This window comes from Leptotrichia sp. oral taxon 879 str. F0557, assembly GCF_000469385.1.
GTDB classification, from domain to species: domain Bacteria; phylum Fusobacteriota; class Fusobacteriia; order Fusobacteriales; family Leptotrichiaceae; genus Leptotrichia; species Leptotrichia mesophila.
The window spans coordinates 130,923-150,133 of the sequence record NZ_KI271343.1; the positions used below are offsets into that span (position 1 = coordinate 130,923).

20 protein-coding genes and 4 tRNA genes are annotated in these 19,211 nt (G+C 29.4%); 1 reads left to right on the forward strand and 23 read right to left on the reverse strand.

Translation table 11 applies throughout. From position 1 onward, the window contains the following. The 7 genes from HMPREF1552_RS12600 to HMPREF1552_RS08625 all read right to left on the reverse strand — a co-directional run. The coding region (locus tag HMPREF1552_RS12600) for a hypothetical protein (protein ID WP_039901483.1) at nt 1-421 on the reverse strand (421 nt) is incomplete at its 3' end. A gap of 70 nt (nt 422-491) precedes the next feature. Then, nucleotides 492-1,583 (reverse strand): 3-dehydroquinate synthase, encoded by a 1,092-nt coding sequence (gene aroB, locus HMPREF1552_RS08600; RefSeq protein ID WP_039901484.1) that lies wholly within the window; start codon nt 1,581-1,583, stop codon nt 492-494. A gap of 139 nt (nt 1,584-1,722) precedes the next feature. After that, entirely contained in the window at nt 1,723-2,322 is a 600-nt protein-coding gene (locus tag HMPREF1552_RS08605; RefSeq protein ID WP_021744777.1) for a GNAT family N-acetyltransferase, read from the reverse strand. A 25-nt stretch (nt 2,323-2,347) separates the two neighbouring features. After that, on the reverse strand, nt 2,348-3,211 hold the full coding sequence (locus HMPREF1552_RS08610) for a prephenate dehydrogenase (protein ID WP_021744778.1): 864 nt from the start codon (nt 3,209-3,211) through the stop codon (nt 2,348-2,350). A 35-nt stretch (nt 3,212-3,246) separates the two neighbouring features. Next, nucleotides 3,247-4,440, reverse strand: coding sequence for a glycosyltransferase family 9 protein (locus HMPREF1552_RS08615; RefSeq protein WP_021744779.1), 1,194 nt, complete (start codon nt 4,438-4,440; stop codon nt 3,247-3,249). Nucleotides 4,441-4,484: 44 nt separating this feature from the next. After that, nucleotides 4,485-5,504, reverse strand: coding sequence for a 3-deoxy-7-phosphoheptulonate synthase (aroF, locus tag HMPREF1552_RS08620; RefSeq protein ID WP_039901485.1), 1,020 nt, complete (start codon nt 5,502-5,504; stop codon nt 4,485-4,487). Between the two features lie 61 nt (nt 5,505-5,565). Further along, nucleotides 5,566-5,886 (reverse strand): putative heavy metal-binding protein, encoded by a 321-nt coding sequence (locus tag HMPREF1552_RS08625; protein WP_021744781.1) that lies wholly within the window; start codon nt 5,884-5,886, stop codon nt 5,566-5,568. 711 nt (nt 5,887-6,597) lie between these two features. Here HMPREF1552_RS08625 and HMPREF1552_RS08630 point away from each other — a divergent pair. Further along, nucleotides 6,598-7,092 (forward strand): DUF441 domain-containing protein, encoded by a 495-nt coding sequence (locus HMPREF1552_RS08630; protein ID WP_021744782.1) that lies wholly within the window; start codon nt 6,598-6,600, stop codon nt 7,090-7,092. Between the two features lie 238 nt (nt 7,093-7,330). Here the strand turns inward: HMPREF1552_RS08630 and dnaJ are convergent, their stop codons facing one another. From dnaJ to HMPREF1552_RS08705, 16 genes are all read right to left on the reverse strand, one after another. Continuing rightward, nucleotides 7,331-8,503, reverse strand: coding sequence for a molecular chaperone DnaJ (gene dnaJ / locus HMPREF1552_RS08635; protein WP_021744783.1), 1,173 nt, complete (start codon nt 8,501-8,503; stop codon nt 7,331-7,333). Between the two features lie 83 nt (nt 8,504-8,586). Further along, complete coding sequence (locus HMPREF1552_RS08640) at nt 8,587-9,072, reverse strand: hypothetical protein (protein WP_021744784.1); 486 nt, start codon at nt 9,070-9,072, stop codon at nt 8,587-8,589. Between the two features lie 206 nt (nt 9,073-9,278). Next, complete coding sequence (locus tag HMPREF1552_RS08645) at nt 9,279-10,160, reverse strand: aldose 1-epimerase family protein (RefSeq protein WP_021744785.1); 882 nt, start codon at nt 10,158-10,160, stop codon at nt 9,279-9,281. A gap of 31 nt (nt 10,161-10,191) precedes the next feature. Next, nucleotides 10,192-10,362 (reverse strand): hypothetical protein, encoded by a 171-nt coding sequence (locus tag HMPREF1552_RS12340; protein ID WP_021744786.1) that lies wholly within the window; start codon nt 10,360-10,362, stop codon nt 10,192-10,194. A gap of 66 nt (nt 10,363-10,428) precedes the next feature. Then, a complete protein-coding gene (locus HMPREF1552_RS08650; protein ID WP_021744787.1) occupies nt 10,429-11,655 on the reverse strand; it encodes a DUF6685 family protein in 1,227 nt (408 codons plus the stop codon). After that, nucleotides 11,655-13,481 (reverse strand): molecular chaperone DnaK, encoded by a 1,827-nt coding sequence (gene dnaK, locus HMPREF1552_RS08655; RefSeq protein ID WP_039901486.1) that lies wholly within the window; start codon nt 13,479-13,481, stop codon nt 11,655-11,657. Before dnaK ends, HMPREF1552_RS08650 begins: the two co-directional genes overlap by 1 nt. Nucleotides 13,482-13,546: 65 nt before the next feature. Continuing rightward, nucleotides 13,547-14,134 carry a nucleotide exchange factor GrpE gene (grpE, locus tag HMPREF1552_RS08660; protein WP_021744789.1) on the reverse strand — a complete coding sequence of 196 codons (588 nt, stop codon included), beginning with the start codon at nt 14,132-14,134 and terminating at the stop codon, nt 13,547-13,549. Between the two features lie 24 nt (nt 14,135-14,158). Beyond that, complete coding sequence (hrcA, locus tag HMPREF1552_RS08665) at nt 14,159-15,169, reverse strand: heat-inducible transcriptional repressor HrcA (RefSeq protein WP_021744790.1); 1,011 nt, start codon at nt 15,167-15,169, stop codon at nt 14,159-14,161. Between the two features lie 234 nt (nt 15,170-15,403). Continuing rightward, nucleotides 15,404-15,919 (reverse strand): hypothetical protein, encoded by a 516-nt coding sequence (locus HMPREF1552_RS08670; RefSeq protein ID WP_021744791.1) that lies wholly within the window; start codon nt 15,917-15,919, stop codon nt 15,404-15,406. Between the two features lie 130 nt (nt 15,920-16,049). Next, nucleotides 16,050-16,394, reverse strand: coding sequence for a hypothetical protein (locus HMPREF1552_RS08675; RefSeq protein WP_039901487.1), 345 nt, complete (start codon nt 16,392-16,394; stop codon nt 16,050-16,052). Nucleotides 16,395-16,932: 538 nt separating this feature from the next. After that, entirely contained in the window at nt 16,933-17,403 is a 471-nt protein-coding gene (locus tag HMPREF1552_RS08680) for an N-acetyltransferase (RefSeq protein ID WP_021744793.1), read from the reverse strand. 185 nt (nt 17,404-17,588) lie between these two features. Continuing rightward, entirely contained in the window at nt 17,589-18,341 is a 753-nt protein-coding gene (gene truA, locus HMPREF1552_RS08685) for a tRNA pseudouridine(38-40) synthase TruA (RefSeq protein ID WP_021744794.1), read from the reverse strand. Between the two features lie 334 nt (nt 18,342-18,675). Next, nucleotides 18,676-18,759: transfer RNA gene (locus HMPREF1552_RS08690), tRNA-Leu, on the reverse strand. Nucleotides 18,760-18,783: 24 nt separating this feature from the next. Beyond that, a tRNA-Lys gene (locus HMPREF1552_RS08695) sits at nt 18,784-18,859 on the reverse strand. 6 nt (nt 18,860-18,865) lie between these two features. After that, nucleotides 18,866-18,941: transfer RNA gene (locus HMPREF1552_RS08700), tRNA-Gly, on the reverse strand. A 12-nt stretch (nt 18,942-18,953) separates the two neighbouring features. Then, nucleotides 18,954-19,041 (reverse strand) — tRNA-Leu (locus HMPREF1552_RS08705). Nucleotides 19,042-19,211 lie beyond the last annotated feature (170 nt).

Genomic DNA, 19,211 nt, shown 5'->3' on the forward strand with positions numbered 1-19,211 from the left:
CTACAAAATAACCTTTTAAAAAATATTTATCAAAAAATTTTGATAAAATATATGAAATTAAAATCATAATAATGTAACAATCTATCTCTTTCTTATCTGCTAATTTTTCTATCAAGTGTATTATCAGTTCAAATATTATACTTAAAATTAAAATTATAACTAAATACGGTATACTTCTATACATTATATTTAAAATATCTTCTATATTTATATTAGCTGGAAATATTTTATATATGTAAAAATATCTAAACATAATCAAAGTATATGAAAGAACTGTTGTTATTGTTGTTCCTCCTATAGCTGTAAATATATTTTTCATATTATCTTTATAACTATGTATTTCTTTCTTTTCTAAAAAAATTCCTATACAAAAAATTGGTATAAACATTATCAAACATATTATTAATTCTATGAACCACATATTCTTACCACCATAATATCTAAAATATTTTTAATTATCCTCTATTTAAGTAAACAACTTATTCTATTTTTTACTCAAAAATCTCCTTTTCTCCAATCTTCATAATCTCAACTTCTCCAATTTCCTTCAGAATTACAAAATTAATTCCATCACTCGTACTTTTTTTATCCCTTTTCATAATTTCAGAAATCTTGTCTTTCGGATATTCAATCTCAGTCGGTAAATTCAATGCCTTCAACAATTTTTCAATTTTTAAAAATTCATCCTTTTTAGTAACCCCTTTTTTCTCCCCAATTTTTGTAATGTCCATCATTCCAGCAGAGATTGCTTCTCCATGGGAGTATTTCTCATAATTTGTAAACTGCTCTATTGCATGTCCGATAGTATGTCCAAAATTCAATATCATTCTCAAATTACTTTCCTTCTCATCTTTTTCCACAACTTCCTTTTTTATCTCACAGGAACGGTAAACAATCTCATTCACATATTTCATCAGATGTTCACGCAATTTCTGTTTATAATTTTCATCATCATAAGAAACTTCAACTGTTTCCACTATTTCCATAAGTCTGTCAAAAAACTTCTTATCATAAATACATCCATATTTCACAATTTCCGCAAATCCGTCATAAAAATATCTGTCCGTTAATGTATTCAAAAAATAATTGTCAATTAAAACAAGCTTAGGCTGATGAAACGCCCCAACAAGATTTTTCCCCTCAGGCAAGTCAACACCGACTTTTCCACCAACACTACTGTCGACCTGTGAAACAATCGTCGTCGGTATCTGTATAAATCCAATTCCACGCATATAACTGGCAGCCGCAAATCCGGCAATATCTCCAACAACTCCGCCACCAAATGCAACAACCATATCTTTTCTTGTAAGCCCTGCTTTTACCATTGCAGAATAAATTCCTGGCATTATACCAATATGCTTATTTTTCTCTCCAGCTTCCAGCACATAAATTGTATAATCAAAGCCTTTAAACATCTTCTCATACTGATTCCTATAAATTTTATCCACATTAGAATCAGTAATTACAAATAATTTTTTGCCATTATAAATCTTTTCGATATACTCAGGAAATTTCTCAAAAAAATTTTTTCCAATTACAATATCATAAGAATTTTCTCCTAATCCAACATTCAATATTTCCATAATTTTCTCCATCCTCTCTTCTGATAAATAATTATTAATCAAAATATGTAAATAAATTCTTAAAACGAATTATTTGTATATTAAAATATAGCAAAACCACCAAATTCAAACATTTAAAATGATTTTACTATATAAATTTTTATTTCAAATTATATCTTTTTTCAAGTTCCCTTTTTATATAAACTGACTGAAACTCTTCTTTTAACATATCCATTATAATTACATCATAAGTTTTTCCCATAATTTCTAAGGCTTTTCGCAATCGCCCAACTTCCTTAAAACCAACTTTTTTGTATAGATTGTAAGCTGGTTCATTATATTCAAATACACTTAGCGATATATTTCTCAGATTTAAAAATGAAAAACCATAATCAAGTATTAACTTTAGAGCTTCAGTTCCGTAACCTTTTCTCTGATATTTGGGATTTCCAATGAGAACTCCCAACGCACCATTTCTGTTTATAATATCTAACGAATTAAATCCAATATTTCCCAAAAGCTCATCATTTTCAAGTAGTCTAACAGCAAACATTTTTTCTTTTTTTACTGAAATTAAAAATTCCTTTTCACTTTCAAAATCTATAATATTTGTATAGGAAAGATAACCCAAACCAACCGAAACTTTTATATCATTAACCATTTCAGCATATTCCTCAACATCATCAACAGAAATTGGAGAAAGATAAATGTTATCTCCTGTCAATTTTTTCAAATACTTTTTCTCAGAATTATTTTCCATTTTATTCCTCCCAAATTAATCTCTCTTAATCAATTTTTTCTCGCCGTTTTGTTGAAATTATAAATTTTTCCTTTAAAGTTCCTAAATCATTATCATTCAATGCATCTTTTATTACATCTAGTTCTCTTTCAAACTGCTGTATCATCTTTAAGAGATTTTTTTTATTACCTATAAAAAGCTCTGCCCACAAATCTTCGTTTATTTTTGCAATTCTCGTCAAATCCCGATAAGAATCCCCAATAAAACGATTCGTATCGTACTTTTCACTATCACTATTTACAAGCGAAACTGCAATTGCGTGGGTAAGCTGGCTCGTAAACGCAATAATTTCATCGTGTTCCTGTGCTGTAAGAAAACTGACTTTCTTAAAGCCCATGCATTTCACAATTTCTGAGAGCAATTCTAGATTTTCTTTTTTATTTTTTTCATCCTTAATAATTATATAATTTGCATCTTTAAACACCCTATTATCTGCAAAATCAATCCCACGTTTCTCACGTCCCGCCATAGGATGTCCAAAAATAAAGTCAATATTTCTTCCACTCTTCTCAATAATTGGATCAATATCCTTAATAATTTTCTCTTTAATTCCAACAACATCAGTAATTATCGCATTTTCCCTGAAATAATTAATATTATTTACAAAAAACGACTTCATCAAATTCGGATAAAGAGTAATTACCACAAAATCCGATTTTTCCAAAGGCTCTCTTGTTTCCAAAAAACCTTTATTTATAATATTTTTCTCTTCTGCCTTCTTTATCGTTTCCTCATCAATATCAATCCCATAAACAGTTTTAATACCAATCTCTTTAAAACTCTGTGCAAAAGCTGCTCCAATCACTCCAAGTCCAACTATTGTTACTATTAAATTTTCTATTTTTTTCAAAATTTCAAGCCCCTTTTTAACAAATTATAAAAAGTTTAAATAATTTTTTTTAATTCATCTTTTATTTTCTCAATTACACTATCCCATTCATAATTTTCATTTTGTCTAAATAATTTGACACTATCATACCATGGACTGTCTTCTCTATCTAATAACCATCTGAAATCAGGATGATAAGCAAGCATAATCCATGTAGGTTTTCCTAAAGCACCTGCAAGATGGGCAATTGATGTATCCACTGTGATAATCATATCCATTTGATCAATTAGAGCTGCTGTATCAGAAAAATCTTCTAATTCTGTATCCCAGAAGTATAAATTTTTAACTTTCTCTCCAGCTTGTCTATCTTCTTCTGATATGTTTTTTTGTAAACAATGAAATTTTGCATCAAGTGGAAATAATTTTTTTATTTTTTCGAATGGAACATTTCTAAATCTACTTTTTTTATGTTCTGAATCACTTGTCCAAAATATTCCGATTTTCTTTTTCTTAGTATATCTTAATTTTTTTTCCCACTTTTCTTTAAACTGAGGTGGTGTATCTAAATATTTCGAAGTATATGGTATTTTTTCAAGACTATCTATTTTCATGCAATATGGTAAACTCATTGAAAATACAAAGTATCTAATATCACCTGTTAATTTAGCACCATTTTCAAATATTTCTATACCATTTTTTTCTAGATTATATCGTAGTAATGTATCCAATTCAACTTTATTTAGAACTGAAAGATGTTCTCCTTTTTTCTTTGCTTCTAAAATAAATCTGAAAAATTGAATATTATCTCCCATTCCTTGTTCTGCATAAACAAACAACTTTTGATTTTCTGTAGTTTTTTCTCCGCTCCAGTATGGCAATCCTATTTCTGCAGTTTTTTGAGGAAAATCATTATTATCAATTACCATTCCTCGTCGCCATTCATAATACTGCCATCCTTCCTTAAGTCTGCCCAATCTAAGCATCACTAATCCTTTATTTAGCCATCCTCTGTGCAAAGTTGGGGCCATATCAGTAACTCTATTTAAATCATTAAGTGCCAACTCATACAACCCTAGAGCTTCTTCAACTACCGAACGATTTCCATAGCCACTTAATTCTTCTGGATATTCCAATATATACTTGTCATATTTTTTTAACAGTTCTAGCATTTCTTCTCTTGTTGTCATCTGTTCTGTTCCTAATTTTAATTCCTTACCAATTTCTACTTTTAACTTTTCTCTCTTTTTCATTGTTCCCAAAATTATAAACTATCCTTTCTATTTTAATTTATATTTTATTTAAAACTCTTTCTCAATACATTTGCAATCTTCTCCACATCCTGCATCAAATCATCAAACACTTCAAATTTCAATGATTGAGGCCCATCTGACAATGCCTTGTCTGGCTCAGGATGGACTTCTACCATAAGTCCGTCTGCTCCAGCAGCAATTCCTGCCATTGCAAGAGGTTTTACCATCCAGTATTTTCCAGTTGCGTGAGCTGAATCTACGATTATCGGCAAGTGTGTTAATTTTTTAATCATCGGCACTGCATTCAAATCTAGTACATTTCTGTATGCTGTTTCATAAGTTCTGATTCCTCTTTCACAAAGAACTACATTTTCATTTCCGCCAGCCAAAATGTATTCTGCCGACATTAACCATTCTTCAATTGTTGCACTCAATCCTCTTTTTAACAGTACTGGAATATTTGTTTTCCCAACTTCTTTCAGCAAGTCAAAGTTCTGCATATTTCTCGCACCTAACTGAATCATATCAAGATGTGGACCAAATTCGTGCAATTGAGCGATTGACATAACTTCACATATTATTGGAAGCCCTGTTTCTTCTTTTGCTTTTTTCATCAATTCAATACCTTCCATCCCTAATCCTTGGAAGGCATAAGGCGATGTTCTAGGTTTAACAACTCCACCTCTTAAGATATTTGCTCCAGCTGCTTTGACAGCTTTTGCTGTATCAATAATTTGTTTTTCATTTTCCACAGAACAAGGCCCTGCCATCATCACAAGGCTATTTCCCCCAATTTCTACATTTCCCACTTTTACAATAGTGTCCTCTAGTTTAAATTTTCTACTTGCTCTCTTATAAGGCTCTTGTACTCTTTGCACATCCAGCACATAATCTAGCGACTGGATATGTTTTATATCAATAGTACTGATATCTCCAACTAATCCTAAAATCGAATATTCTTTGCCAGCAATTAATTTAACACTTACATTATTTTCTGTTTCCAATCTATTTATCAAATTTTCCAAGATCTTTTCACTTATTCCACCGTCTACTTTAATAATCATCATTTTTTCTCCTATTATATTTTCATTACTTAAATTACAAAATTCAATACACAATTCAAAATTATCCTATAATCACAGCTGTTCCACTACAAGTTACCATAAGCATTCCATTATCTGCTCCCAACACTTCATAGTCCATTTTCACGCCAATAATAGCATTTGCTCCCAAAGCTGCAGATCTAGTTTTCATTTCTTCCAAAGCATTTTTTCTTGCTGCCAAAAGTTCATCCTCATATCCTTTAGATCTTCCCCCAAAGATATTTCTCAAACTTGCCCCCATATCCTTAAACATATTAATTCCTGAAATAACCTCTCCAAAGACAATCCCTTTATATTCCACAACTTTCTTGTCCTGAATTTCATTTGTAGTTGTAATAACCATTTTCCCTGCCTTTCTTGTTTTATATTAATTTATAATATTTTCTTTTAAATTCCTAATTAACTAATCTAAATATATTTCTAAAGAATTCGATACAAAATAAAAAACTCTCTTAAAAACAATTTTAGGAGAGGATAAAATCTAAATATTTATAAATATATTAACATTCATTTCTACTTTACAACATTTAATAGTTTATTTTTACAATCAAAAATTTTATAAACTAACTACTATGTAAATCTAAACAAAATATTTAATATCACAAGTAATTAGAATACTAAACCTCTACATCCAGTTTCAAATTATATATAAATCAATTTCAAAATTTCTATAATCTATTATTTTGGAAATCGATTTACCATAAAATTTTTTATTCTATTTTGTAAAATTCTTTCAAATCCTCAACACTACTAAATTTCTAAACTACTAAATTACTTTCTGTTTTATTTAAATAATAAATTCCTTCTACCCTACTATCCTACAATTATTTTTACTAAAAATACAATTAAATTCGCTTAAAATCAAACTAAAAAATTATAACTATTTCATCTAATCACTGAATTTACTCAATTTTAACAGTTTGATATTAAATAGATTTGAATATATAATAACAAATATTAAATATATTGTCAACTGTTAAAATTTTTTAAATTATGATAAAATGTAACAATAATAATAAAATGTGATACAGAAGAACAAAGAAAGGAGAAAAATTTGGAAAGCTTTATTTTCTTAGGACTTATTTGGCTAGTTGGAAGAGTTACTCACAACAAGTCAATCATTTATGCTACAAATTTTGTGCTAATTTTAAAATGTTTATTCAGCATTACTGAAATTTATAAGATAAAAGGTATCAATATTGAAAACTTGATGACTAGATTTAGGGAAAATGGAATTAACTGGGGTGTCTTAGTAATTACAATTGCTATTTTAATTCCGATTGCCACAGGCGAAATTGGCTTTTCCCATTTATTAAATGCATTTAGGTCTCCGGTTGGATGGGTTGCGATTATTAGCGGGATTACAGTCTCCATATTATCTTCAAAAGGTGTAGTACTGCTTTCAGGACAGCCTGAAATTACAGTCGCCCTAGTAATTGGAACAATAGTGGGAGTTGTATTTTTCAAAGGAATTGCAGCAGGTCCCGTTATAGCCAGTGGAATTACCTTCTGTATTTTAAAAATTATTGAATTATTTTTTAAGAAATAATTTAAAAAATTAAAAAGTATAATCTAACACTTTTATACTATTTCCCATTTAAAAAGTGAAATAAATTGACAGAGCTTTTATTTGTTTAACTACAACTATCTGGTTAAGGAGGTGTTTTGGAGTTGGGCAAATAAAAGTCGTAATTCGTAACGATCTTACCACGGGCAATCCTTCGAAAAAAAATATTCTAATCAACTAAGACTAGAATATTTTTATATTTATTATTTTTTCAAAATTTTTAATTTTCAAATTTACTAAAAAATCTTTTTATTTTATCTTTAAATGAATGTGCTTTTTTGTAATTTTTCTTATTGTCAAGTGAGCCGTCAAATTCACGTAAAATCTCTTTTTGCTTGTCTGTAAGATTTGTTGGTGTTTCCACTTTTATTTCTACAATTTCGTCTCCCCTATTTTCACCTCGACCATATTTAATTCCTTCATTTCTCAATCTGAACGTTTTTCCATTTTGAGTTCCTTCAGGAATTACTATCTTTTTCTTACCATTAAGTGTAGGAACTTCCACTTCCCCACCTAAAATAGCCGTTGTCATTTTTAAAGGCACTTCACAACGAATATCATACTCACTTATTCTTTCAAAAATATCATGTTTTGCAACAGTTATATACACATATAAATCTCCGAAGATTCCACCATTTGCTCCAGCATTTCCACCTTCTCTTACAACTAATCTTTGTCCTGTTTCTACTCCTGCTGGAAATCTTACTTTTCTTGTATGTGTTTCTCTTTCCAATCCTGTTCCATGACAAGTATGGCATTCTTTTTCAGGAATTTTTCCTGTTCCATGACATTTGTCACATTCCTGTATTCCGCTTGTCATACCAAACAATGTTCTCTGTTGCACTCTTACGTGTCCTGAACCATTACATTTATCACATGTTTTCATATTGTGTCCTGGCTCAGCTCCACTTCCATGACAAGTTTTACATTGTCCATCTCTTTTATATTTTAATTCTTTTTCTGTACCAAAAGCAACTTCTTCAAGAGTTAATGTTAAGTTGTATCTCAAATCATCCCCTTGATGAACTCTTGGTCCTTGACTTCGACTTCTTCCACCAAAAAAACTTCCAAAAATATCTCCTAAATCCTCAAAATCAAATCCGCCAGCACTACCGCTAAAGCCTCCAAAATCTTGTCCACCAAAGCCACCTGCTCCAGCTCCCCCATTTTCAAATGCTGCATGTCCATATTGATCATAAGCTGCCCTTTTTTGTGGATCACTTAATATTTCATTTGCTTCCTGTACTTCCTTAAATTTGGCTTCAGCTTCAGGATTATCCTTATTTCTATCTGGATGATATTTTTTTGCCATACTTCTATACGCTTTTTTTATATCCTGTTCCGAAGCGTTTTTGGGTACGCCAAGCACTTCATAATAATCTCTTTTTGCCATTTTCTATCTTTTATCCTTTCCACTTCTGCAAATTTTTATTTCACTAATTTTTCTTATTTTCATAAATTACTATATTTTAAAACTCAAATACTTCCAATCAAGCTTATTAAAGTAAATAATAACAACATTTCATTACTCAGGTTTTCCATACCTCTAAAATACATTATAGAACCTGGAAACCTATAAAGTATAAGTCCTACCGTAAGAGCAATTAATAAATATAACCCTCCCATTACAGGCTCTTTAATTTTTCCAACTTCCTTTATTTTATTAAAAACTGAACTAATCGAAATATAAATAAACACTCCGTATAGAAAAGACTTAAAACTTGTATCCAATGGAAGCATATAAATCGCAACTACCAACACAGTTTCTATAATTGCACTCTCAAATCCTACCTTCAATGTTTTTCCGACAAAACAATATACAATTAATGCAATTAAAAAATATCCAAATAAATACAATACATGTGAAAAATTAAAATTAAAATTATAACCTAACATTCCAAACGATACTGAACCTACAAAAATTGCAAATTTTTTTAAATCATTTTTTAACAAATCTAACATTTTCACTTCCTTCTATTATACAATTCCATAAAAATATTTTCTAATTGCTGGAACTTATAATTTTTTAATTTATATGATTTATATTAAACCTTAAATACCTCTAAAAATTATAATCATTTAATAATTGGTTTTAAAGCTAATTAGACATATTATAACCTAATTTCCCAAGAAATCCAACACTAAATTTGAATTTTTTCAATTTTTCGTTATTTTTTACCTTTTACAATTAGTTTTGCAAAAAATTCACAATCTTTTTCCAATTTTAAAATTCCTGTCTTTTCTTCCAATTTTCCGCTTGCATTCTCAAAATCCGAAATTCCATACCAAGGCTCTATACACACATAAGGAGCTTTTGGCTTACTCCAAAATGCAATATAAGGAAATCCTTTATACTCAACACTAAGCTCTTTAGAATTTTTACTATTTTTTATCGTAACCTTTTCGGATTTCAAATCATCAAATACTATTGCATCATCATCAAATACAGTTTCAGTAATCTGCAATTTATTCTCATTATTCAAGCAATCAGCTTTTTCATCAAAAACTAACCCATTATCAGTAAGTTTATATTTCTGAGAAGTTTCGTTTTTTTCAAATTCCAAATAATAATCACTCAATTTTATATCATCATTTACATCAAGTGCAAATGCAGGATGTGTCCCAAGTGAAAAATACATATCAGAATCATTCTCATTCACAACATTATACCCAATTTCCAAAGTATTTCCGACAATTGTATAAGTTATAAACAGTTCAAACTCAAACGGATACTTCTCCAAAGTTTCCTTATTTGAAGAAAATCTGAACTTCAAAGAATTTTCAGTTTTCTCAACCAGTTCAAAATCCTCAGTCCGAGCAAACCCATGCCGTGTAGAAATTTTATATTCTTTTCCGTTGTAACTATAAGCCCCATTTTTTATACTTCCAACAAATGGAAACAACACAGGTGAGCTGGCAGCCCAAAACTCAGGCTTTCTGTCCCACATAAACTCTTCTCCATCCACTTTATAACTTCGTAATTCCGCTCCTCTATCCGCAACTGAAATTTCAACATCCCCATATTTTAGAGTGTTTATTGTACTTTCCATCTTCAACACATCCTTTTTTAAAGATTTTTATTTATTTTGATTTTTCACTTTCATCATTGTACCAAATTTCTTTCCCAACCTCATTATCCCAGTCTAAATCTATTTTTTTATATTTTCCCTTGTAATTTAAAAATAATTTTTCAATATTGCTCAATTTTTTTTCTTTTAATTTCTTTACTTTTGATTTTAAATTTTTTCTCATAATAATTTGTCCTTTTTTATATTATGAAAAGAATAGAGAATAAATCCCTATTCTTTAATTTTAAAATTAAAATAACTTTAAACCATCTATTTTTTCTATTTCTTCTTTAGTTATCCAATTCTTTGCTATATAACTTTTTAAGTTCTTATTCTGCTCCTTCAGATATTTATTATAATATTTTTTCAAATCATAGAAATTATTTTCCTTTAAAACCTTTATCAGATTTCTATGCGATTCTTCTTCTTTTAATAAAACAACAAATGAGAAATTAAATCTTTTAATTTTATCTCCATTATCATCAATATCATCAATTTTCTGACCATTTTCTAATTTATATGGATACTTAATTCTTATCTTCGTATAATTCCTAATTTTAAGTTTAGGGACACTTCTTAAAATATTTAATAATTCATTATTATATGGAAGCAAAAAAATTTCATCATCATTAAATAATTTTTTTATTGTGTTATTTTCCAAATAATCTAATGTAAATTTCGATAAATCTGACTTAAAAATAAATGTTTCAACAGCAGGTCTTTTTTTCAAAAGATACCTTATTAAAGAAAAATGATGTGAAGCTCCTTTATTATGCCACCTTATCTCTTGATTATACGGCACAAAAGATATTTTTATATTTCTTTTTCCCTTAAAAATATCTGATAATCCATTTTCTGGATGTTTTTTAAAAATTTCTATTATACTAGAAACTTCACCATCATTTAAATTTTCCAAAATTTCTTTTGAAAATAATTTTATTTTTCCTTGTATATCTTTAGAAAACTGTTTAAATTCCTTCTCTAATTCTAAAAAATGTAATAATGTACCATTATTCTCAATATAGTCATCTAAAGAAATTTTTCCTAATACCTTACTTGAAAATATAACCTCTTGAGAATTTCCTATTCCTTTTAAATAAATACTACATGAATTTATTGAATTCACATCTCTAATATCAAAATTTAAACTACTTATTTTTTCTGTAGATTTTTTATCTAATTTTTCTAAATAAACATTTAAATTAAAATCTTCTGTATTGTCTATATATCCCAGTATCCCATTATCTTCTTTTTCTTTTTTATCTTTTATATTTTCATAATTATAATTTAAAATATCCCATAAATATTCTTTTTCTCCTATCCCTGTCATAATATCGTAATTTTCTGATATAATCGAATCTAACTTTTCTATTTCTTGCCTTAGTTTTTTATCATTTTCTTTAATAAAATTCTCAACTTTTTCTGATACTGATTTATTTTTAAATTTTATTTTATCTATAAATCCTTTCATGTTCATTAATCCACAACTTCCGCATCTTCGACATCATTAGCACCAGAGTTATTACTTTCTCCAGCTGTTTCTCCGCCTTGTGCCGCTTGTTGTGCTTGAGCTGCTTCTTGGTACATTCTTGTTGCGAAACCTTGAGAAACTTTTGATAATTCTTCAATTGATTTTCTGATTGCTTCTACATCGTCGCCATCTTTTACTTTTTTCAATTCTTCGATTGCTTTTTCGATGTCTTCTTTTTCATTTCCTTGAAGTTTATCTTCATTTTCTTTTATAGTTTTTTCTGTTGCGATTACTAATTGGTCAGCTTGGTTTCTTGCTTCTACTAATTCTTGGAATTTCTTATCTTCAGCTTCGTGTGCTTCGGCATCTTTTTTCATTTTTTCGATGTCGTCTTTAGATAAGTTAGAACTTCCAGAAATTGTTACTGTGTTTTCTTTTCCAGTTCCTAAGTCTTTTGCAGAAACGTGTACAATTCCGTTTGCGTCAATGTCGAATGTTACTTCGATTTGAGGTACTCCTCTTGGTGCAGGTGGAATATCGTTTAAGTTAAATTCTCCTAATTTATGGTTGTCAGCCGCTCTTGCTCTTTCCCCTTGCAATACAACTATTGATACTGCTGGCTGATTATCAGCCGCTGTTGAGAACACTTGCGATTTTTTAACAGGAACTGTAGTATTTCTTTCGATAATTTTAGTAAATACTCCTCCCATTGTTTCAATTCCTAATGATAATGGAGTTACATCTAATAATAATACATCTTTAACGTCTCCCATTAACACTCCACCTTGAATTGCCGCTCCTGCCGCAACTACTTCATCAGGGTTGATTGATTTGTTAGGTTCTTTTCCTAAGAAAGATTTTACCCATTCTTGAACCGCTGGAATTCTTGTAGAACCTCCAACTAATAACACTTCATCAATATCGCTAGGACTTAAATCAGCATCTTCCAATGCTTGTTTTACTGGTCCTTTAGTTGCTTCAACCAAGTCTTTTGTCAATTCATCAAATGCCGCACGAGTCAATTTTTTCTCCAAATGTTTAGGCCCTGTTGCGTCCATTGTGATAAATGGTAATGAAATTTGTGTTTCTAGTGTAGTTGACAATTTTTTCTTAGCATCTTCTGCCGCATCTTTCAATCTTTGAATTGCCATTTTATCATTTCTCAAATCAATTCCAGTTTCTTTTTTAAATTCATCAGCTAACCAGTCAATAATTTTTTGGTCAAAATTATCTCCACCTAAGTGATTATTTCCAGAAGTTGAAATAACTTCCACAACTCCATCCCCAATTTCAAGCACAGATACGTCAAATGTACCTCCACCCAAGTCAAATACTAATACTTTTTCTTCTTTTTTCTTATCCATTCCATAAGATAACGCAGCCGCTGTTGGCTCATTTATAATTCTTTGAACTTTAAGTCCTGCAATTTCCCCAGCATCTTTTGTAGCTTGTCTTTGTGCATCTGTAAAGTATGCAGGCACTGTAATTACAGCTTCTGTTACATCTTCACCCAAATAAGCCTCAGCATCTTTTTTCAATTTTTTAAGAATCATTGCTGAAATTTCTTGCGGCGTATAGCTTTTTCCGTTAATATCAACTTTATAGTCACTTCCCATATGTGTTTTAATTGAAATTACAGTTGAATCAGGATTTGTAATAGCCTGTCTTTTTGCAATTTCCCCTACAATAATTTCTCCATTATCCTTGATATTTACTACTGACGGAGTAGTTCTTCCACCATCAGAATTTGGTATAATCGAAAAGTTTCCACCTTCCATAACTGCCACGCAGCTGTTTGTTGTCCCTAAATCTATTCCTATTATTTTACTCATATCTATCATTCTCCTTTATTGTCAATTTTTTATAAATTTAATTTATTTATTTTTTATTTCAATTTTTATTGTTTCTTATTAACCGTAACCATCGCAGGTCTTACAACTTTCCCTTTCATTTTGTAACCTTTTTGGAAAACTTGCACAACCACGTTGTCATCCAGTTCCTCTTTATTTTCAGTAATCATTGCTTTATGTTCGTAAGGATCGTATTCTTTTCCTGCTGCTTCAATTTCTTCTACGCCTTCTTCTGTCAACAGATTTTTTAGATTATTCAAAATCATATTAACTCCTTCGATTAATGAATCAAAGTTTTGGCTTTCCTTCGAGGCGTCAACCGCTCTTTCCAGATTATCTATATTGTCAAGCAATTTTACGATAATTCCTTCAGAAGCGTATTTTCTCATTTCAGCAACTTCGTTTTCTTTTCTTTTTGTGAAGTTTTGAAATTCAGCCAACTTTCTTGTATATGAATTTTTCCATTCTTCAAGTTCGGCTTCTAATTTCTTTACTTTATCATCACAATTATCAGAAGTTTCTTCTGCACTTTTTTCAGCTTCTTGATTTTCTACATTTTTATTTTGCTCTTCAATCACCTCATTCTGTACAGCTTCACCTTCCAAATTTTCCTTTTCCAAATCTTTTTCCGCCATTTAAAAAACCCACTCTCCTTCTTATTATTTATTTTTTTGATTTAATAACTGATTCACTTCTTCTGCTACATATTCAACGAGTCCAACCGTCTTTGAATATTCCATCCGTTTTGGTCCAATCACACCGATAATCCCCTTCGCATTATTAAGCGTATAAACCGAGAATACAAATGAGAAATCCTCAAGCCCTGCAATGTTCAAATCTTCTCCAAAAATCACATTAACTTCCCTATCCTTAAATTCCTCCATCTGTAAAAACTGTGCAAACACATTCCGTAAATCATTCGGATTATTAAACAGTTTTACCCGATTTATAAGGTTCATTACATCAGATGCGTTGTTTTCAATGAGATTCGTTCCACCTTCAAAAAATAATTTTCCTTCATCGGAAATCATATTATCCTGAAAATCGCTTTGCATAAATAAATTTGTATTCGTGAAAAAATCCTTTAAGTCAGATAATGTAAAATACTCACTGTTCGCAATTTTTTCATTTAAAAAACTATTTATTGCTTCCACTTCATTTTCAGTTACAGGATTTTCCAGAAAGATATTTAAATTTTTTGTAAGGGAAGAATTCATTACAACTACGGCAAGTACAGTTGTTTCATTAATATGTACCAATTTTACCTTTTTTACACCTTCCTGCGTAAACGCCGGCTCTAATACAACCCCGGCATATTGACTAATTTTTGACAATAATCTAGATGTTTCCTCAAATATCGTATCAATTTGATTCATCCTCTTATTGTACGCCTGCATGACCTTCGCCTTTTCCTCCTGAGAAATATCTCTAATTTTCAAAAGCTCATCGACATACAGCTTATATCCTTCACTTGTCGGAATACGTCCAGAAGATGTATGTGTTTTTACAATTAGGCCCTTATCTTCCAAATCTGCCATTGTATTTCGAATAGTGGCTGAAGACACTCCAATATTATACTTTTTCTCAAGTGTCCGTGATCCCACACTCTCACCAAATTCCAGATAGTGCTTGATAATAGCCTTTAAAATCAATTGCTCCCTATCATTCATCTCGGCACCTTCCTTTTTATTGTTAGCACTCTCTATGTTAGGTTGCTAACTATAGATATATAATATTACATTTTTTTAAATTTGTCAACACTTTTTTTAAAATTTTTTTCATTTTTTTAAAAAATTTTTATGATATTGAGATAAATATGATAAATACTGAGTTTTTTAAGTTTATAATTTTAAAATTTTTGTTATAAAAAAATAAGGCTGTTAAAAAAACAACCTTTATCAATTTTAATTATATAAACTCTCATTTAGTTCATCTGGAAAATCATAAGTATTGACATAACCTGCTCCATCTACATACCAATTACCATTTATATTTACCATTTTTACATAAGTGCTATAAATGTTTCGAGATTTTAATATCACATATCCTGTCTCTTCATCGTAATATATTGCTTTATATCCACCGTTCGTATCTGAATCTTGTCCAGTTAATATCCATTCTGCATCCATAGGAACTCCTAAATAATCTTCTGGTATCCCTTCACTCCAATCAGCGTTATTATTATATTCGACTAACTCTTTATAAATATCTCTAAAATCTTCCGTAATATTTTGATTTTTCAAAACCCAATTATCTTTATTTTTATTTTCACTTCTAACAGCATAGCCATTAATAAAATTTTCTGCCACTTTTTGTGGTGTATTACTATTATTACTTACCACTTTCTTTTTTGTAGCACCATAACTTATCGTATTTAATGTTAAAATAAAGGTAACTAACATTAAAATCAATTTTTTCATTTATATGTATCTCCTTCACATTTTATTTATATTTTAATTACCATGTAATTCATCATACATCCTAGCAAGTTCTATTGTTCAAGCTTTGACTATATCCAGTTTTGTTCTAATTTTTTACTATTTCTCAAAACTAATTCCATATTCTCAAATAAAGAATTCTCTTATCATAATCTACTGTAGTTGGACTATCAACTATTTCAATATAATTTTTCAATTGCGAATTTTGAAACACGTCTCTTCCTTCTAATTCGGCAATAATATTTCTATATCTCAATCCATTCAATCTACAAACTTCATATTTTACCCTTGCTTTCGTTATATGTGACAAACCTAGTCTCTCAATGTCCCATTTTTTTAAAATAACACCATTTTGACAATACCCATTTGTTTCCCCAATATATTTTTTTCCAACTTCTCCAGAACGAGCAAATACCAGTACGCCTAATAAAAACACTCCTAATCCTAATTTTTTCATAAATAATCCTCCTTTAAAAATTTTATTAATTTTTTTAATTAAAACATTAAATAATTTTATTTTTATCAAATATTAAAATTTTCAATATCCGAAAGCTAAGCCACTAACATTATACCCCCCCCATTTGTTTTTACTTTTATAAAAATTAAATAAAAATTAAGTTTAAAATCAAAAATTAATTTTTAAACACAGTTTCAAACTTTATTGACCAATTATATTAAATAAACACATGGTTTATACTAATTATTTATTTTTTATAAAAAAAATACAAAAATCAAATTTATTTCCTGCCAGAAACTTTAGCAATCTATAAAATATAACTCTTGTATTCTTTGTTTTATTATTCTAACTCTTATTTTTAAAATAGAAAGAAGATTTTTTAATTCACATTAAATTCTAAAAAAAATAATTTTAACTAATCTATATTATTTAAAAATCAAATATATTTAGAAACTTAACATCTTTTATTTATAACAAATTGTCTTCCCGTATTTTCAAAATATTATTTTAGCATATCTTTAGTTAACAAATAAATCTATTATTTTACCAAATATCTCATTAAGTATCTTTCAACATTATCTCCATACTCATTATCTAAAGTTTCTACTATTTTAAATCCCAGTTCTTCATAAATTTTTTTCGCAGTAAAATTATCCATATCTACAGTAAGCTCTATTTTCTTTATTCCCATTTCTTTCAAAGTTTCCATTACATACTGGAGCAACTTTCTAGCATATCCATTTCTCTCAAATTTCGGCACAGTCGAAACTCCATAAACATAAGCTATTTCTCTATCAAAACTGCTCAAAACTTCAATAACTGACATCAATTCTTCATTTTCATCGTTACTTAGCATCGTAAAAACTTTTCCATATTTAGTAAACGGCTTAATGTTCCAGTTTCCAACTGTTGCTTCTCCAAACACTTCATTTTCATGCTCAACAATCTTAAATAACAATTCTGAATCTTTTTTTGCATCCAATATTCTAATCTTATAATTTTTTCCCATGGAAATCATCCTTTCTCATAAATTCTTCATATGATTCATTTTAACACAAAACTAGATTGATTAATTTGTAATAAATATTTTCATTATACAACATCTTCCTTATTAAATTGATAAAACTATGCAATATCAAATTTAATTAAAATAACTATAATTTCTTTAGCCAGTTTTAGATTTTTACAAATAATTTAATAACTCACCTTATATAAATACAGCCCTTCTGAATCTGCCAAAATTTTTTTACCATCAACATTAGGTTTTTCCAGTCTTTTCCTGATATAATCTTTTTCTTCATTCCCAAAATAAACTGCAAGTGCTGAACCAATCATGATTCTAACCATTGTTTTCAAAAATCCGTTACCACAAATTTCCACATTTACTTGTTTTTTTCCAAATTTTTCATCATAATAGCATTTCACATAAAAAATCTCTCTTATAGGATTTCTGTAAGCCTTGTCTTTTTTCATAAAACCGCTAAAATCATACTTTCCTACAAAATCATGCATTATTTCCTGAAATCTTTCCGCATCTACACTTTTTCTCAATCCAGTCACATAATTCGCCTCAAATGGTGTAATATTCTCCTCATCCCTCATAATATACAAATAAGTTCGACTTTTTGCATTAAATCTCGCATTAAATTTTTTATCTGCTTTCTCAATACTTAATACTTTAACTTCTCTTCTCAGACATTTATTAATTTGTCTTTTTATCGCCTCAAGCGGAATTTTACTATCAATCACAAAATTAGAAACCTGTTCCATTGCATGAACTCCTTTATCAGTTCTCCCAGATGAAATCATATTTATCTTTTGTGAAAATGTCCTGAAAATAATTTTTTCAATTTCCCCTTGTACAGTTTTCATTCCATTTTGCCTCTGAAACCCACAAAATTTGCTTCCATCATATTGATAAACCATCTTTACATTTGTTTTTTCCATTTTTCTCTCTTATTTCTCCAGTTAATAGCTTATTTTAAAATATATATATTTTTTACAGTCTAACACTATTTCCCATTTATAACAATTTTATTATAATTTTAGAATAAAAAAATTTAAAAAATATCAAAATTACTTATTATTATAGTCAATTTACTTAAAAGTTAAAATGAAAATATGTAAAAATCAATAGATTCTCTGTAATATATCTAACTTTCTAACTCTTTGTTTACTAGAATTATTGTAATATTATTACTATTTCTTATGGATCTAGCATAAGTTATAAAAAAAAGAGCAATTTATGCTCTTATATCTATCTGTAATTTTAATTTTTAAATGGTGCGAAAGGTGGGACTCGAACCCACATGTCGAAGACGCTAGATCCTAAGTCTAGTGCGTATACCAATTTCGCCACTCTCGCAAATCTATTATTTAATTATTATAGTGGTGAGCCATACTGGGATCGAACCAGTGACACCTTGATTAAAAGTCAAGTGCTCTACCGACTGAGCTAATGGCTCATATTTTGGAGCGGGAGACGAGGGTCGAACTCGCGACATTCAGCTTGGAAGGCTGACGCTCTACCAACTGAGCTACTCCCGCATAATATGATTATGGTGCCTCGGGCCGGACTTGAACCGGCACGGGATAAATTCCCACAGGATTTTAAGTCCTGTGCGTCTACCGATTTCGCCACCAAGGCTTATTTTACTTAAAAAGTAAACTTACGAATAATATTATATAGTATTTTCCTCTATTTGTCAACTCTTTTTTTCGTAATACTCTTTTTACTCAAAAAACAAGAATTATTAAGTCATTTTACTAATAATAATTTATTTTTTTATATCATAAATTGCAATATTAATTGCGACA

What these genes read in the sequence shown, in the direction of transcription:
- dnaJ (WP_021744783.1), bottom strand. Translation starts at nt 8,503, where the DNA reads ATGGCAAAAAGAGATTATTATGAAGTGCTTGGCGTACCCAAAAACGCT.
- HMPREF1552_RS08645 (WP_021744785.1), bottom strand. Translation starts at nt 10,160, where the DNA reads ATGGAAAGTACAATAAACACTCTAAAATATGGGGATGTTGAAATTTCA.
- HMPREF1552_RS08605 (WP_021744777.1), bottom strand. Translation starts at nt 2,322, where the DNA reads ATGGAAAATAATTCTGAGAAAAAGTATTTGAAAAAATTGACAGGAGAT.
- grpE (WP_021744789.1), bottom strand. Translation starts at nt 14,134, where the DNA reads ATGGCGGAAAAAGATTTGGAAAAGGAAAATTTGGAAGGTGAAGCTGTA.
- HMPREF1552_RS08615 (WP_021744779.1), bottom strand. Translation starts at nt 4,440, where the DNA reads ATGAAAAAGAGAGAAAAGTTAAAAGTAGAAATTGGTAAGGAATTAAAA.
- HMPREF1552_RS08625 (WP_021744781.1), bottom strand. Translation starts at nt 5,886, where the DNA reads ATGGTTATTACAACTACAAATGAAATTCAGGACAAGAAAGTTGTGGAA.
- HMPREF1552_RS08680 (WP_021744793.1), bottom strand. Translation starts at nt 17,403, where the DNA reads ATGGGAAAAAATTATAAGATTAGAATATTGGATGCAAAAAAAGATTCA.
- HMPREF1552_RS12340 (WP_021744786.1), bottom strand. Translation starts at nt 10,362, where the DNA reads ATGAGAAAAAATTTAAAATCAAAAGTAAAGAAATTAAAAGAAAAAAAA.
- HMPREF1552_RS08640 (WP_021744784.1), bottom strand. Translation starts at nt 9,072, where the DNA reads ATGTTAGATTTGTTAAAAAATGATTTAAAAAAATTTGCAATTTTTGTA.
- HMPREF1552_RS08670 (WP_021744791.1), bottom strand. Translation starts at nt 15,919, where the DNA reads ATGAAAAAATTGATTTTAATGTTAGTTACCTTTATTTTAACATTAAAT.
- dnaK (WP_039901486.1), bottom strand. Translation starts at nt 13,481, where the DNA reads ATGAGTAAAATAATAGGAATAGATTTAGGGACAACAAACAGCTGCGTG.
- HMPREF1552_RS08675 (WP_039901487.1), bottom strand. Translation starts at nt 16,394, where the DNA reads ATGAAAAAATTAGGATTAGGAGTGTTTTTATTAGGCGTACTGGTATTT.
- aroF (WP_039901485.1), bottom strand. Translation starts at nt 5,504, where the DNA reads ATGATTATTAAAGTAGACGGTGGAATAAGTGAAAAGATCTTGGAAAAT.
- truA (WP_021744794.1), bottom strand. Translation starts at nt 18,341, where the DNA reads ATGGAAAAAACAAATGTAAAGATGGTTTATCAATATGATGGAAGCAAA.
- HMPREF1552_RS08650 (WP_021744787.1), bottom strand. Translation starts at nt 11,655, where the DNA reads ATGAACATGAAAGGATTTATAGATAAAATAAAATTTAAAAATAAATCA.
- hrcA (WP_021744790.1), bottom strand. Translation starts at nt 15,169, where the DNA reads ATGAATGATAGGGAGCAATTGATTTTAAAGGCTATTATCAAGCACTAT.
- aroB (WP_039901484.1), bottom strand. Translation starts at nt 1,583, where the DNA reads ATGGAAATATTGAATGTTGGATTAGGAGAAAATTCTTATGATATTGTA.